Source organism: Pseudomonas sp. No.21, from assembly GCF_054558415.1.
The window spans coordinates 370,289-384,664 of record NZ_BAAJNO010000003.1; the positions used below are offsets into that span (position 1 = coordinate 370,289).

Annotated in this window: 14 protein-coding genes; 3 read left to right on the forward strand and 11 right to left on the reverse strand. The window is 68.9% G+C overall.

The genetic code is table 11. The annotated features are described in order from the left end of the window. Positions 1–69: 69 nt before the first annotated feature. The 6 genes from mmsB to ACYJSS_RS07630 all read right to left on the reverse strand — a co-directional run bounded on the left by mmsB (position 70) and on the right by ACYJSS_RS07630 (position 6,966). Positions 70–963 carry a 3-hydroxyisobutyrate dehydrogenase gene (gene mmsB / locus ACYJSS_RS07605; protein WP_111260489.1) on the reverse strand — a complete coding sequence of 298 codons (894 nt, stop codon included), beginning with the start codon at positions 961–963 and terminating at the stop codon, positions 70–72. Between the two features lie 29 nt (positions 964–992). Further along, positions 993–2,096 (reverse strand): enoyl-CoA hydratase/isomerase family protein, encoded by a 1,104-nt coding sequence (locus ACYJSS_RS07610; RefSeq protein ID WP_236204484.1) that lies wholly within the window; start codon positions 2,094–2,096, stop codon positions 993–995. Positions 2,097–2,130: 34 nt separating this feature from the next. Then, entirely contained in the window at positions 2,131–2,949 is an 819-nt protein-coding gene (locus ACYJSS_RS07615) for an enoyl-CoA hydratase (protein WP_236204483.1), read from the reverse strand. A 10-nt stretch (positions 2,950–2,959) separates the two neighbouring features. Next, on the reverse strand, positions 2,960–4,123 hold the full coding sequence (locus ACYJSS_RS07620) for an isobutyryl-CoA dehydrogenase (RefSeq protein WP_111260492.1): 1,164 nt from the start codon (positions 4,121–4,123) through the stop codon (positions 2,960–2,962). A gap of 6 nt (positions 4,124–4,129) precedes the next feature. Then, positions 4,130–5,377 (reverse strand): ABC transporter substrate-binding protein, encoded by a 1,248-nt coding sequence (locus ACYJSS_RS07625; RefSeq protein ID WP_111260493.1) that lies wholly within the window; start codon positions 5,375–5,377, stop codon positions 4,130–4,132. A 95-nt stretch (positions 5,378–5,472) separates the two neighbouring features. Further along, the gene (locus ACYJSS_RS07630; RefSeq protein ID WP_236204482.1) at positions 5,473–6,966 is read right to left on the reverse strand and encodes a CoA-acylating methylmalonate-semialdehyde dehydrogenase; all 1,494 of its coding nucleotides are present in this window, start codon (positions 6,964–6,966) and stop codon (positions 5,473–5,475) included. A gap of 131 nt (positions 6,967–7,097) precedes the next feature. On the opposite strand from ACYJSS_RS07630, the gene ACYJSS_RS07635 reads away from it, so the two are divergent. After that, a complete protein-coding gene (locus ACYJSS_RS07635; protein ID WP_111260495.1) occupies positions 7,098–7,979 on the forward strand; it encodes an AraC family transcriptional regulator in 882 nt (293 codons plus the stop codon). A gap of 6 nt (positions 7,980–7,985) precedes the next feature. Here the strand turns inward: ACYJSS_RS07635 and ACYJSS_RS07640 are convergent, their stop codons facing one another. After that, positions 7,986–8,837: an HDOD domain-containing protein gene (locus ACYJSS_RS07640; RefSeq protein ID WP_111260496.1), complete on the reverse strand. Its 852-nt coding sequence runs from the start codon at positions 8,835–8,837 to the stop codon at positions 7,986–7,988. A 125-nt stretch (positions 8,838–8,962) separates the two neighbouring features. Here ACYJSS_RS07640 and ung point away from each other — a divergent pair, with 125 nt between their 5' ends. Beyond that, positions 8,963–9,658, forward strand: a complete 696-nt coding sequence (ung, locus tag ACYJSS_RS07645; RefSeq protein WP_111260497.1) for a uracil-DNA glycosylase — start codon at positions 8,963–8,965, stop codon at positions 9,656–9,658. Positions 9,659–9,765: 107 nt separating this feature from the next. Beyond that, the gene (locus ACYJSS_RS07650; protein WP_236204481.1) at positions 9,766–10,305 is read left to right on the forward strand and encodes a hypothetical protein; all 540 of its coding nucleotides are present in this window, start codon (positions 9,766–9,768) and stop codon (positions 10,303–10,305) included. 7 nt (positions 10,306–10,312) lie between these two features. Here the strand turns inward: ACYJSS_RS07650 and ACYJSS_RS07655 are convergent, their stop codons facing one another. From ACYJSS_RS07655 to ACYJSS_RS07670, 4 genes are all read right to left on the reverse strand, one after another. Next, a complete protein-coding gene (locus ACYJSS_RS07655; protein ID WP_236204480.1) occupies positions 10,313–11,179 on the reverse strand; it encodes a DUF6279 family lipoprotein in 867 nt (288 codons plus the stop codon). Positions 11,180–11,328: 149 nt separating this feature from the next. Continuing rightward, on the reverse strand, positions 11,329–12,360 hold the full coding sequence (locus tag ACYJSS_RS07660; RefSeq protein WP_236204479.1) for an AbrB family transcriptional regulator: 1,032 nt from the start codon (positions 12,358–12,360) through the stop codon (positions 11,329–11,331). Continuing rightward, the gene (locus tag ACYJSS_RS07665) at positions 12,353–13,867 is read right to left on the reverse strand and encodes a tripartite tricarboxylate transporter permease (RefSeq protein WP_111260500.1); all 1,515 of its coding nucleotides are present in this window, start codon (positions 13,865–13,867) and stop codon (positions 12,353–12,355) included. The genes ACYJSS_RS07660 and ACYJSS_RS07665 overlap by 8 nt, the downstream gene beginning before the upstream one ends. Positions 13,868–13,871: 4 nt before the next feature. Continuing rightward, a complete protein-coding gene (locus tag ACYJSS_RS07670; protein ID WP_111260501.1) occupies positions 13,872–14,327 on the reverse strand; it encodes a tripartite tricarboxylate transporter TctB family protein in 456 nt (151 codons plus the stop codon). Between the last annotated feature and the right edge of the window lie 49 nt (positions 14,328–14,376).

Here is a 14,376-nt window from a genome sequence, read left to right on the forward strand (position 1 = left end):
AATGCAAAAGGGCCCCTCGGGGCCCTTTTTGCGTTTGGGAGAAACAGCCTTCGAAGATGGGGCGAGCGGTCAAGCCTCGGGCTCGATGAACAACTGCTGCACCACCGAGAAGTCCTGGCGGCCCTTGCCCTGTTTCAGCAGCATCTTGTAGAGCTGCAGCGCCAGGGCGCCCATGGGGGTGCTGTTCTGGGTGAGCTGCGCGGCCTCCTGGGCCAGGCCCAGGTCCTTGGCCATCAGCTCGGCCATGAAGCCGCCCTGGTAGCCGTTGCTCGCCGGTGCATTGGCCATCACGCCGGGCCAGGGGTTGTAGCGCTCCAGCACCCAGTTGCCGCCCGAGCTCTGGCGCATGATCTCCGCCAGCGCGCTGGGGTCGAGGCCGTTGGCGACGCCCAGGGCCATGGCTTCGGCGGTGGCGATCATCTGCACCGCCAGCACCTGGTTGTTGCACACCTTGGCCACCTGGCCGGCGCCTTCGGGACCGGCGTGGAAGATGTTCTTGCCCATGGCCGCCAGCACCGGCCGGGCCTTCTCCAGGGTCCTGCCGTCACCGCCGACCATGAAGGTGAGGGTGCCGGCAGCGGCGCCGGCGGTGCCGCCGGAGACCGGCGCGTCCAGCAGGTCGATGCCCAGCGCCTTGGCCCGGGCATGCACCTTGCGCGCGGCGTCGGGGGAGATGGTCGAGCATTCCAGCACCAGGGTGCCGGCGCGGATGAAGGCGAGCAGCCCGTCGTCGCCCAGGTACAGGCCCTCCACATGGCGGCTGGCGGGCAGCATGCTCACCACCAGGTCGACGCCGGCGACCGCGTCGTGGGCGTCGTTGGCAGCCTTGGCGCCTTCGGCCACCAGTTCGTCCACTGCAGCCTGCACCAGGTCGAAGACCTTGAGTTCATGGCCGGCCTTGAGCAGGTTGCGGGCCATCGGCAGGCCCATGTTGCCGAGGCCGATGAAGGCGATCTTTTTCATTGTTGTTCTCCTTGGCCGTTGCCAGTGGGCTAGAGCGCTGCGAGTGGATGCGGGCCATCCCAGACCGGTGCGAAGTGCGCCTCGATCACCGCGCGGGGAATGGCGGCGACATCGGGCCAGTGCCAGCGTGGTGCGTTGTCCTTGTCGATCAGCCGTGCGCGCACGCCTTCGGGGAATTCCGGGTGGCGGCAGCAGTTCAGGCTCATGGCGTATTCCATGCGGAAGACATCGCCCAGGGACAGGTAGCGGGCGCGGCGGATCTGCTCCCAGACCAGGTGCGCGGTGAGCGGGCAGCCGCCGGCGAGGGTCTTGGCGGCGCGGGCGAGGAGGGCGTCGTCATCGTGCTGCAGCGCGGTGATGGCCTTCCAGGCGGCCGGCAGGTCGGCCACATCCAGCAGGGTGTCGATGCGGGCGCGGCGCGGCAGCCACTGGGCGGCCGGCAGCTGGTCGCGGGCCTGGTGCTCTAGGGACTGCAGCAGGCTGGTGAGCTGCGCGCCGGGTTGCTCGCGCCAGTTCAGTTGCACCAGGCCCTCGAGCAGCGCGGCCTGCTGGTCGTCCAGCAGGAAGCGGTCGGCCAGGTCCAGGTCCAGGGCGTCACGGGCGTTGATGGCGCTGGCGGTGAGGCCGAGGAACAGCCCCAGGCGCCCGGGCAGGCGGGCGAGGAACAAGCTGCCGCCCACGTCCGGGTACAGGCCGATGTTGATCTCCGGCATGCCCAGGCGGCTGGACGGGGTGACGATGCGGATGGACGCGCCCTGCATCAGGCCCATGCCGCCACCCAGCACGTGGCCGTGGGCCCAGCAGATCAGCGGCTTGGGGTAGGTGTGGATGCGGTGGTCGAGGCGGTACTCGTCGGCGAAGAAGCGCGCCGCCAGCGGCGGCACCTCGCCAGGATGCTCGCGGCAGGCCTCCACCAGCTTGCGCACGTCGCCGCCGGCGCAGAACGCGCGCGGGCCATTGCCGCGCAGCAGCACGCAGACGACTTCCGGATCGTCCTGCCACTGGTGCAGCTTCGCCTCGAGGGCCTCGATCATCGGCAGGCTCAGGGCGTTGAGGCTGCCCTCGGCGTCGAGGCTGGCGATGCCGATGCGGGCGCCGTGCAGGCCGACGCGTTCTTCGAACTGGATATTCATCGTTTCTCCCTACCTGGGGCTCGTCGCGTGCCGCTCAGCGGTTGCGCCATTGCGGGTCGCGTTTCTCGAGGAAGGCGTTGACGCCTTCGCGGGTGTCCTCGGCGTCGAACAGGTCGACGAAGCGTTCGCGCTCCTCCGGCAGCCAGGTGTTCGGCCCGCGCTGGCGCGCGCCTTCGATCAGCGGCTTGATGGTGCGCACCGCCACCGGGCTCTGCCGCGCCACCTTGGCGGCCAGCAGCAGGGCCGCGCCGCGTGCTTCGCCGGTGTCCACCACCTGTTCCACCAGGCCGATGCGCAGGGCGGTTTCCGCGTCCACGCGCTCGCCGCAGAGAATCATGCGCTTGGCCCAGCCTTCGCCCACCAGCCAGGGCAGCGCCTGGGTGCCGCCGGCGCAGGGCAGCAGGCCCACGGTGGCCTCGGGCAGGGCCATCATCGACTGGCGCTCGGCGATGCGGATGTCGCAGGCCAGGGCGCATTCCAGGCCGCCGCCCATGGCGTAGCCATTGATCGCGGCGATGGATACGCCACGGAAGTCGCGCAGGGTCTCGAAGGCTTCGCCGAAGCGCCGGGCCATCTCGCGGGCGCGGGCCTTGTCGCCATCGGCGAAGAGGTTGAGGTCGGCGCCGGCGCTGAAGAACTTCGGCCCCTGGCCGGTCACCACCAGGGCGTAGATGTCGTCGTCGTGGTTGAGGTGCTCGATCACCTGCTTGAGGCCGATCAGCGAGTCGCGGTCCCAGGTGTTGGCCGGCGGATGGTTGATGGTGATCAGCGCGGTGTGGCCGTGCTTCTCCACGGTCAGCTTGTGGGTCAGGTCGAAAACGCCGGGTTGGTACGGCTCTACGGCAGTGCTCATGGAGTGCTCCTTACAGCAGGCGGTCGAGTGTGCCGCCCTGTTCCAGTAAACGGCGCGCCACGATGACGCGCATGATCTCGTTGGTGCCTTCGAGTATCTGGTGGACGCGGGTGTCGCGCACCCAGCGTTCCAGAGGGTAGTCATTCAGATAGCCATAGCCACCATGGAGTTGCAGTGCATCGTTGCAGATGTCGAAGCACTGGTCGGTGGCGAAGCGCTTGGCCATGGCGCAGTAGAGGCTCGCCTCGGCGTGGCGCTGGTCCAGGCGATGGGCGGCCAGGCGCACCATCTGCCGGCTGGCGGTGAGCGCGGTGAGCATGTCGGCGAGCTTGAACTGCAGGGCCTGGAACTCGGCCAGGGGCTTGCCGAACTGCTTGCGTTCCTCGACGTAGCGCAGGCTCTGTTCCAGCGCCGCCTGGGCCGCGCCCAGGGAGCAGCTGGCGATGTTCAGGCGCCCGCCGTCCAGACCCTTCATGGCGTAGACGAAGCCCTGGCCTTCCGGGCCGATGCGGTTGCCGGCGGGGATGCGCACGCCCTCGAAGGCGATGGTGCGGGTCGGCTGGGCGCGCCAGCCCATCTTGTCTTCGTTGCGGCCGTAGCGGATGCCCTCGGCATCGGCCGGTACCAGGAAGCAGGAGATGCCCTTGGCGCCGTCCTCGCCGGTGCGCGCCATGACGATCAGCACCTGGGTGCTGCCGGCCCCGGAGATGAAGCACTTGCTGCCGTCCAGCACGTAGTGCTCGCCATCACGGCGCGCACGGGTGCGCAGGTGGGCGGCGTCGGAGCCGGCATCCGGCTCGGTGAGGCAATAGGAGGCCAGCTGCTCGCCGCTGATCAGCCCCGGCAGCCAGCGCGCCTTGAGTTCGGCGTCACCGAAGGAGGCGAGCATCCAGGCGGCCATGTTGTGGATGGTCAGGTAGGCGGTGGTGGCGACACAGCCGGCGGCCAGTTGTTCGAAGATCAGCGAGGCGGACAGGCGCGAGAGGCCCAGCCCGCCGTCGTCCTCGGCGATGTACAGACCCAGGTAGCCCTGCTCGGCGGCGCGGCGGATCACCTCCACCGGGAAGTGGTGGTCACGGTCCCAGTCCGCTGCGTTGGGCGCCAGTTCGTGGCGGGTGAAGGCGGCGGCACTGTGTACCAGCAGGCGCTGTTCATCACTGAGTTCGAAGTCCATGGCGTCTCATTGCAAGGTCGGGGGTTGGTTGCCGGCGCGCCGTTCGGCCTGCCAGTCGGCGAGGCTGGGGAGGGCGGCGCTGGCGTCGAGGCGGTCGACGATTTCGAAGTAGTCCTGCTTGAGCGGGTCCTTGAGCACCTCCTCACGGGTCTTCACCCGCACGGCATAGACCGTCTGCAGGTTCTGGTGATCGAAGGCGCGCCACTGCTGTTCGTCCTTCAGCAGGCTGTAGCGATGCCCTTCCAGCGCCTTGATCAGTGCCTCGCTGTCGAGGCTGCCGCTGCGCCTGGCGGCATCGGCCCATTGCTGGACGATGCTGTAGGCCGAGGCGGCGGAGCTGGAGGGGTACATCTGGTAGCGCGCCTTGAAGGCTTCGACGAAGGCCATGCCACGCTGGGATTTCTCCAGGGCCGGCACGCGCCAGGTCCAGGGCTCGGTGCCGAGCACGCCCTGCATCAGGTCGGGACCGGCCTGCTCGATGATGCCCTGGGTGAGGTTCGGCGCGACGATCTGCATGCGCATCGTCAGGCCCATGTCCCGGGCGATACGCATGGCGCGCACCAGGTCCTCGCCGAACAGCACCAGGGCCAGCACCTGGGCGTCGCTGGCGGCGGCCTGGGTCAGGGCGTCCTGGTAGTCGGTCAGGCGTGCGCCGGGGAAGGGCACCCGCACGCCGGCATGACGGGCAGTGTCTTCGCTGGCGGTGGCCTGGCGCAGCGAGGCCTCGGTGGTATGGCCCCAGGTGTAGTCGGCAGTGACGTAGAAGTAGCGTTTGTCGGGCAGGGTCTTGTTCAGGTACTGGCCGAGCACCTTGGCGCTCATCCAGGCGTTGTTGCACTCGCGGAACATGTAGCGGTGGCCGTTCCTGCCGGTGGTGTCGTTGGAATAGGTGAGGGTGCCGAAGTACAGCAGGCCGTGGTCACGGGCGCGCTCGCCGGCGGCGATGGCCACCGCACTGGACGCGCCGCCGAAGAGCATCACCGCGCCTTCGGCGGCCAGCTTGTCGACGTTCTTCACCGCCTTTTCCGGGCGCGAGGCGGAATCCTTGCCGGACAGGCGCAAGGGCCGGCCGAGCACACCGCCGGTGGCGTTGATTTCGTCGATGGCCAGCAGGGCTCCACGCATCTGCGCCAATCCCTCTTCCTTGTATGAGCCGGTGCGCGGGTAGTTGAGCCCCAGGGTGATGGGCTCGGCAGCCTGCGCACAGGCGGTGATCCCGGCCCAGAGGGCCAGGGTGGCAGTCAATCGGCGCATTGCAGTTCTCCTTGTTGTTGTTCTGCAGGGAACCTTTTACGCCGCTCGTTTTTAAGGTGAGATCATCTTTTGGTCTAACAGGGCCGACGCACTTCTCACTTCAACTGAATGGTCATGTTCGGCCCGCTCACGGGGCTGTCGTCGAACCAGCGGCTGGTGACCGTCTTGGTCTCGGTGTAGAAGCGCACCGCCTGCTTGCCGTAGGCATGCAGGTCGCCGTAGAAGGAGCCCTTCCAGCCGGTGAAGGAGAAGAATGGCAGCGGCACCGGGATCGGCACGTTGATGCCCACCTGGCCCACCTCAACCGCATGCTGGAAGTGCCGCGCGGCGCCGCCGGAGCGGGTGAAGATGCTGGTGCCGTTGCCGTAGGGGCTGGCGTTGACCAGCTCGATGGCCGCGTCGAGGTCGTCCACCTCCATGCAGGCCAGCACCGGGCCGAAGATCTCCTCGCGGTACAGGCCCATCTTCGTGGTCACGCCACGGAACAGGGTCGGACCCAGCCAGTTGCCGTCGGGGAAGCCCGCCACCTCGCAGTGGGAGCCATCCAGCAGGCAGTCGGCGCCCTCGGCCTTGCCCTCGGCAATCAGCCGCTGCACGCGCTGCTTGGCCTGCTGGCTGATCAGCGGGCCGTAGGCGGCGTGGGCGTCCTGCCAGTGGCCGGGCTTGAGCTCGGCCATCTGCGCGGCCAGCTCGGGGATCCACTCCCGCGCCGCGCCGACGAACACCGCCACGCTGATGGCCATGCAGCGCTGGCCGGCGGCGCCGCAACTGGCGCCCAGCAGGTTGCTGAGGACCTGGTCCTTGTTGGCGTCGGGCATGACCACCATGTGGTTCTTGGCGCCGGCGAAGGCCTGCACGCGCTTCAGGTGCGCGGTGCCGGTGCGGTAGATGTGCTGGCCCACCGGCACCGAGCCGACGAAGGAAATGGCGCGGATGTCCGGGTGGGTGAGCAGGGCGTCCACCTGTTCGCGGCCGCCGTGCAGCACCTGCAGCACGCCCTTGGGCGCGCCGGCCTCGAGGAACAGCTCGGCGAGGCGGTTGGGGGTCAGCGGGTCCTGTTCGGAGGGCTTGAGGATGAAGGTGTTGCCGCAGGCGATGGCCAGGGGAAACATCCACAGCGGGATCATCGCCGGGAAGTTGAAGGGGGTGATGCCGACGCATACGCCGAGCGGCTGGATCCAGCTGGCGGTGTCGATCTCGCGGGCCACGTTCTCCACCGTCTCGCCCATCATCAGGCTGGCGATGTTGGCGGCGTGCTCGGCCACCTCGATGCCGCGCCAGACGTCGCCCTTGGCATCGGCGAAGGTCTTGCCGGTTTCGCTGGCGAGGATCTCGGCCAGTTCGTCGTGGTGCTCCTTGAGCAGGTGCTGGTAGCGCAGCATCAGCCGTGCCCGCTCCGGCACCGGCACCTCGCGCCAGGTGGTGAAGGCCTGCTTGGCGCTGGCGATGGCCGCCTCGATTTCCTCGGGCGTCGCCTTGGGCGCCAGGGCCAGCACGGCCTGGGTCGCGGGATCGGTGACTTCGATCAGTTCGCGGGAGCGGCTGTCGCGCCATTCGCCATCGATCAGTTGCGCAATCGTCTTGGTCATCTCGTCCTCCACCCGTGCCGGGCGTCTTGTTGTTTTCTTGTCGTTATAGCGGCGTGCACGGCGGATGTGGATTGACGATCTTGTCGCCTGGATGGACGATCTTGTGATTGCAGGCCGACACAAGAACAACCATGAGCCGCTCCGTCGAAACCTCCAACTGGCCGCTGCCGGCCAATGGCGTGCGCTTCACCACGCCACCGCGCCTGCGTCGCATGCTGGCGCGCAACCCGCTGACGGCGGGCTGCTACCCCCTGGCCCTGGGCTTCTATCCGGAAGCCGGCGGGCACCGCATGCTGCGCCTGGCGCCGGACGATCACCTGCTCATCTACTGCCGTGCCGGGCAGGGCTGGCTGGAGACCGGGGATGGACGATTCGACGTGGTTGGCGGCGACCTGCTGCTGCTGCCCCGTGGGCGCATGCACGCCTATGGCGCCGACCCGCAGCGGCCCTGGAGCATCTACTGGGTGCACTTCGAGGGGGAGCTGGTGGAGGATTTCCTGCGCCCGCTGGGGCCTGCCGGCCTGCGCCGCATCGGCGCCCAGCCGCGCCTGCTGGCGGACTTCGACGCGTTGCTGGGGCTGCGCCGCCACGGTCTCGCCCCGCTGCATTTCGTGCATGCCGCGCACCAGTTGCAGACCCTGCTGACTTCGCTCGCCGTGTTGCCGGCGCGCGGGGTGCTCAAGTCCGGGCGGGTGCTGGACATCGACGCGGTGCAGGCGGTGATGCGCGCGCACCTGCACGACAGCCTCAACCTCGACCAGCTGGCCGCGCAGTTCAAGCTGTCGCGCTTCCACTTCGCCAAGACCTATCGCGCGCTCACCGGGCACGCGCCGATCCAGGATTTCATCCAGTTGAAGATGGCCCATGCCTGCCGCCTGCTCGACGAGGGTGACCAGGGCATCCGCCAGATCGCCGAGCAGCTGGGCTACGAGGACGTCTATTACTTCTCGCGGCTGTTCCGCAAGGTGGTGGGCATGGCGCCCAGCCATTACCGGGCGCTGCACCAGGGCTGATGCGGTTCAGGCGTGGCCCTTGCCGCCGAGCAGCTTGAACCAGAAGCCCACCTCGCTGGCGAGCTCCGCGCGTACCGCCTCCGGCGGCAGGCTGTCGAGGCGTTCGCCCAGCAGGCGCTGCCAGGCGGGCAGCTGCACCAGCTGCTCATCGTCGAGTTCCCGCGCGGCCAGCTGGCGGGCGACCTGCACCACGTCCACCAGGTCCGCCGTGCCCTTGTGCGCGCGGCACCATTCGCTGCGGTTGCGCGCGCAGTCGATGAGCTGCGGCGGCAGCTTCCAGCTGGTGAGCACGATCACCCCGACATCCGCAGAAAGCTGGTCGCAGAGGCGTTGCAGGTCGTCCTCGGCGCGTGAGACCTCGGGCCAGCGCTCCAGCTCGTCGAGCAACGGCAGGCTGCCGATGTCCTGCACCAGGCCGGCGAGCAGCGCGTCTTCCAGGGGCAGGCGCGTCAGCAACTGGGCCAGGCAGGCGCTGTGGGCGGCGCAGAGCAGGGCGGCGTTCCAGCGGGTGCGGAAGACCTTCTGCAGGGCCGGGTCCTGGCTGGTGAACAGGTGCTGGATGGCGAAGCTGAGCACCAGGTTGTTGAGGCGCTGCATGCCCAGGCGCGCGATCACCTCCTGCAGGTTCACGCCCTGGCGCAGGTTGCGCAGCATCGGGGTCTCGGCGAATTGCAGCAGGTAGGCGGCGAGCGGCGGGTTGCTGTGCAGCAGACGGGTGACCTGTTCCAGTGAGGCGTGCTCGGACGCCAGCAGCTTGCGCAGGCGCAGGGACGTCTCCGGCATCTGCGGCACCTTGGCGTTGCCCTTGAGGAAGCTGCTGTAGAGCGAGAACTTCAGGCCATCGTGGCGGTTGTCCATCGGATGCGATCTCCATGTTCCACCTTGATTGACAAGAGTAGAGGGCATTTTTTAGGGTGCCCGACCATTGAGCGGCCTTCGCCCGCCTCATCCGCGCCGCAAGGCGCCAGAGAACTGGAAGAGACATGACCGAGACCGTTGATCGGATAAAGCTCGAAGCGGGCTGGAAAGAAGCCCTGCGCGAGGAGTTCGACAAGCCCTACATGAAGGCGCTGGGTGAGTTCCTGCGCGCCGAGAAGGCCGCCGGCAAGGTGATATTCCCGCCCGGCCCCTTGATCTTCAACGCGCTGAACTCCACCCCGCTGGACGAGGTGAAGGTGGTGATCATCGGCCAGGACCCCTACCACGGCCCCGGCCAGGCCCATGGCCTGTGCTTCTCGGTGCAGCCGGGCGTGCCCATCCCGCCGTCGCTCCTGAACATCTACAAGGAGCTCAAGCGCGACCTGAACATCGACATGCCCGACCACGGCCACCTGCAGAGCTGGGCCGAGCAGGGCGTGCTGCTGCTCAATACCTCGCTGACCGTGGAGCAGGCTCGCGCCGGCTCCCACGCCAACCAGGGCTGGCAGCCGTTCACCGACCGGGTGATAGAGGTGGTCAGCGCGCACCAGCCGAACCTGGTGTTCCTGCTGTGGGGTTCCCACGCGCAGAGCAAGCAGCGCCTGATCGATTCCACCAAGCACCTGGTGCTGCGTTCCGCCCACCCTTCGCCGCTGTCGGCCTACCGCGGCTTCCTCGGCAACGGCCACTTCAGCCGCTGCAACAAGTTCCTCGAACAGCACGGCCTGGCGCCCATCGACTGGCGCGTGCCGCCGCTCTGACGGCACTGGCGCATGGCGTCGCGCGCTTTGGCGTGAGCCGCCATGCGTCGGATCAGCCCTCGCTATAGCCTGCCGGGCATCCCCAACGGCCCAAGACAGGACGCCCCATGCCCGCTTCCACCCCGATGCTGATCCTCCATGTCGGCGGCGAGCTGCTGCTGGCCAGCGCCTGCCTCCTGGCCGCCTGGCTCCACGGGCGCGAGCGCCAGGGCTGGCGCGCGGCGGGCTTCGTCTCGATGGCGCTGGCGGCGCTTTTCGGGGCTGCGCTCTATGCGGGGCTCGGCGCCCTTGACGAGGCGCACCGCCAACTCGCGTTCATCTCTTCGCGCATCGGCCTGCCGCTGATCGCCTTCGTCTGGCTGCGGGGCGCGACGCGTCACCTGGTGATGCTGGGCCTGGCGGCGGCGATGCTGCTGGCGCCGCCCGCCGTCGCGCTGGCGGGCAATGCGCTGGCCCTGGCGACGCTGGCCTGGCCGGGGCGTTCCCGGCGCTGGGGGCTGGCGGTGGCCGGTTCGCTGGCGTTCCTGTTGGCGGGGCTGGTGATCGGTACCCAGGGCGACTGGCTCGGGATTCCCCGGGTCGACCTGTTCCACCTGTGCCTGGCCACGGCAGTGCTGGCCTGGATCGGCGCGCGCCTGCGCGGCTGAGGCGGGCTCAGGCCGTCGGGCACTGCAACTGCTGGATGTCCTGCCGCAGGTCCTGCAGCCGGGTGCGCAGGCGCTCGCGCTGGCTGGCGCTGGCGTCGTTGAACAGGTCGGCGAGTAGTTGCGACAGGGCGACCTGGCCCCGCTCGAAGTGGACCCGGTAGGCCTCGCTCCAGAACGCCTCCCGCTCCTGCAGCAGGGCGGCGATGCGCGGTGCGAAGCCCGCGCCGTCGCGTTCGGCGAGGGCGTTGCGCAGGGCTGATTGCCAGCGCTTGCGGTTGTCCACCCACAGCGCATTGCTGTCGCCCAGGCTATCGGCCCAGGCATCGACCGTCGCCTGTTGTTGCGCGGAGAGCTTGCCGAACCAGGGCTTGAGGCGTTTCTCCATGCGTTCGCGGCGTTGCTCGATCTGCTCGTCGCGAGGGATCAGGTGTTCCCGGCGCAGCGTGCGCTCCTTCTCGTCCAGCGAGGCGTTCAGCTCCTCCACCTGCCCGGCGCTGAGGCCCTGCAGCAAGGTGACGGTGGTCGGGGTGATCTCCACGGCGACGGCGTCGACCGCCTCCTTGAAGAGCTGCATGTGGCCGAGCAAGGCGTCGGCGTCCAGCTGGTCGGCCTGGCCCAGGCGCTCCACCTCCTGCAGCCAGGCGGCGTAGCGCGGCAACTGGGTGCTGCAATGCCAGCGCAGGTGCGCCTGGATGCGCGGTTCGAGCCAGGTGCGCTGGCTCCTGTCGAGGCTGACGTAGTCGGCGATGGACCAGGGGATCAGCCAGTCGAGGTTGCGGTAGGCGAGGTCCAGCCGGCTGCAGGCGCCGAGGGTCAGCAGCAGCGCCAGGAGCGTCAGCCAGCGGGTGGTGCGGTGGAGGCGCGGACGTGGCATGGGGGATTACCGTCGGCGGCAGGCGATGGGCAGAGGATAGGGCAGGGCCCCCGCCAAGCGGAGCGTGGGGACATATCCGTTAATCAAATGGCCGCTCCTCGTGGGAGCCAATCCATTCGCGATACGGCCTCGCTGTACTGGGTGCCAACCTACGGGCGGGCGCGCTGGCGCCAGCGGCGGTAGATGGGTTCGGCGAGGAACAGCACCAGCAGCAGGCGCAGCACCTGCAAGGCGGTGACCAGGGGGACGGAGAGCTGCAGGGTCTCGGCGGTGAGGCTCATCTCGGCGATGCCGCCGGGCATCATGCCCAGGGTCAGCGAGCGGATGTCCAGGGCGGTGAGCCAGCCCAGGCCGAGGGCGCAGAGGGTGGCGGCGCCGATCATCAGCGCGGTGCCCAGCAGGGTGCGGGCGAGGAAGCTGGGGGCGCGGCGGAAGAAGGCGCGGTCGAAGTGGCAGCCCAGGCCGCTGCCGATCAGCAACTGGCCGACCTGGCTGGCGCCGGGCGGCAGGCCCAGGTGCAGGTCGTAGAGGATGCTGGCGCCGGCGCTGACCAGCAGCGGGCCGAACAGCCAGGGATTGGGTTGGCGCAGGCGTTGCCAGAGCAGGGCCAGCAACCCGCCGGCGGGCACTAGCAGGGCCAGCCAGGCCCAGTCCACCGGCGCCGCCGGGTGCAGCGCCGGGCCGTCGCCCAGCAGCAGCTTGAACACCGCCGGCACGCAAAGCACCACGGCCACCACGCGCAGGCTCTGCCCGGCCGCCACGCGGCTGGGGGAGGCGCCGTTGCGCAGGCCGAGGTTGACCATTTCCCCCGAGCCGCCGGGCATGCTGGAGAAGAAGGCGGTGGCCGGGTCTTCCCCGGTGCGCCGCAGCAGCCACACGGCGGCGACGCTGGAAAGGGTGGTGAACAGGGCACCGAAGAGGATCAGCCAGAAGTGCGCCAGCACCTGCTCCACCACAGCGGGGGAGAAGTGCAGGCCGATGCCGATGCCGATGATCCATTGCCCGGTCTTGCGGCCCCCCGGCAGGTCACGGATCTGCCAGGGGGTGGTGCAGCGGAACAGGATGACCGCCACCAGGGCGCCGATCATCCAGGGCAGCGGCCAGTGGGCGAGGCTAGCCAGCAGCCCGCCCACCGCGCCCACCAGCGGGGTGGCCCACCAGGCGCGCCAGCCCTCAGGCACCGGCCAGCGCCTTGCGCTGGGCGCTGCGGCGGCGCCAGATGCGCACCAGCGGCAGGGCCAGCATCACCAGCACCAGGGCCCAGGTGCCGAGGGTGATGGGGCTGGACCAGAGGATGCCCAGCTCGCCGTTGGAGATCGACAGCGCACGGCGCAGGTTCTGCTCCATCAGCCCGCCGAGGATGAAGCCCAGCAGCAGCGGCGAGAGGGGGAAGTCCAGCTTGCGCAGGATGTAGCCGAAGATGCCGATGGCGACCATCAGGAACAGGTCGAAGGTGGTGGCGTGCACGGCGTAGACGCCGATGGAGGTGATGATGGCGATCACCGGCACCAGCACCCAGTTGGGCACGTTGAGGATGCGGGTGAACAGCCGGATCATCGGGATGTTGAGGATCACCAGCATGAGGTTGGCGATGAACAGCGAGGCGATCAGGCCCCAGACGATGTCCGGCTGCTGCTGGAACAGCATCGGGCCGGGGGTGATGTTGTAGAGGGTCAGTGCGCCGATCATCACCGCGGTGGTGCCGGAGCCGGGAACGCCCAGGGTCAGCATCGGCACCATGGCGCCGCAGGCGGAGGCGCCGATGGCGGTTTCCGGGGCGGCCAGGCCGCGCATGTCGCCCTGGCCGAACTTGCCGGAGTCGCCGGCCAGCTTTTTCTCGGTCATGTAGGCCACGGCGCTGGCCAGGGTGGCGCCGGCACCCGGCAGCACGCCGAGGATGAAACCCATCACCCCGCAGCGCAGGTTGACCACGGCCACCGAGGCGGCTTCCTTGACGTTGAACAGCATGCGCCCGGTGGCCTTCACGGCAACGTGGCCGTGATGGGTCTTCTCCAGCAGCAGGAGGATCTCGCTCACCGAGAACAGGCCCAGCACCAGCACCACGAACTGGATGCCGTCGGCGACGTGGATGCTGTCGAAGGTGAAGCGGTAGACGCCGCTGTTGGCGTCGATGCCGATGGTGGAGAGGAACAGGCCGAGCAGGGCGGCGATGAAGGTCTTCATCGGCCGGTCGCCGGCCATGCCGCCGAGGGCGACGATGGCGAACACCATCAGCACGAAATATTCCGCCGGACCGAAGGCGATGGCCCATTTGGCCAGCAGCGGGGCGAACAGCACCATGCCGCAGGTGGCGATGAAGGCGCCGATGAAGGAGCTCCAGGCCGACAGCGACAGGGCGACACCGGCCAGGCCCTGGCGGGCCATGGGATAGCCGTCGAGGGTGGTCATCACGGTGGAGGCTTCACCGGGGATGTTGAGCAGGATGGAGCTGATGCGCCCGCCGTACTCGCAGCCCAGGTAGACGGCGGCCAGCAGGATCAGCGCCGACTCCGGCGGCAGGCCGAGGGCGAAGGCGACGGGGATCAGCAAGGCCACGCCGTTGATCGGGCCGAGGCCCGGCAGCAGGCCGACGATGGTGCCGATGAGGGTGCCCACCAGCGCGGTGACCAGGTTGTAGGGGGAAAGGGCAACGCCGAAGCCCTGGCCCAGGTAGCTCAAGGTTTCCATGTCATCACTCCAGGAAGTCGAGGACGCCCAGCGGCAGCGGCACGTCGAGGGTCTTGTCGAACAGCAGGTAGAGGCCGACGCTGATCAGCAGCGCGGCGATGGCGCTGGGCAGCCAGCGACCGCCGTAGAGGCGCGCCATGAAGACGCCGACGAGGCTGCTGGAGAGGATGAAGCCCAGCGGCTCGAAGAGCGCGGCGTATACCAGCAGCAGGGCGATGCAGGCGGCCACCTTGCGCAGGCTGGCGGCGTCCAGCGGTTGCTCGTCGTGCTTGTGCGCCACCGGGGTGGGGCGCAGCGTCAGCCAGAGCAGCGCGGCGGCCATCAGCCCCAGCATCAGCAGGGGGAAGGCACGCGGGCCGACCGGCTCGTAGGAGAAGGCGGCGCGGTAGTCCCAGGCCAGCACGGCAAAAACCAGGCATGCAGCGAGCCAGCCCAGACTGAACAGGCGTTGAAAAAGCATGGTGAATTCCTCGCGGGTCGAAGGCGCGGAGGGCCGGCTGGCGGGGCGC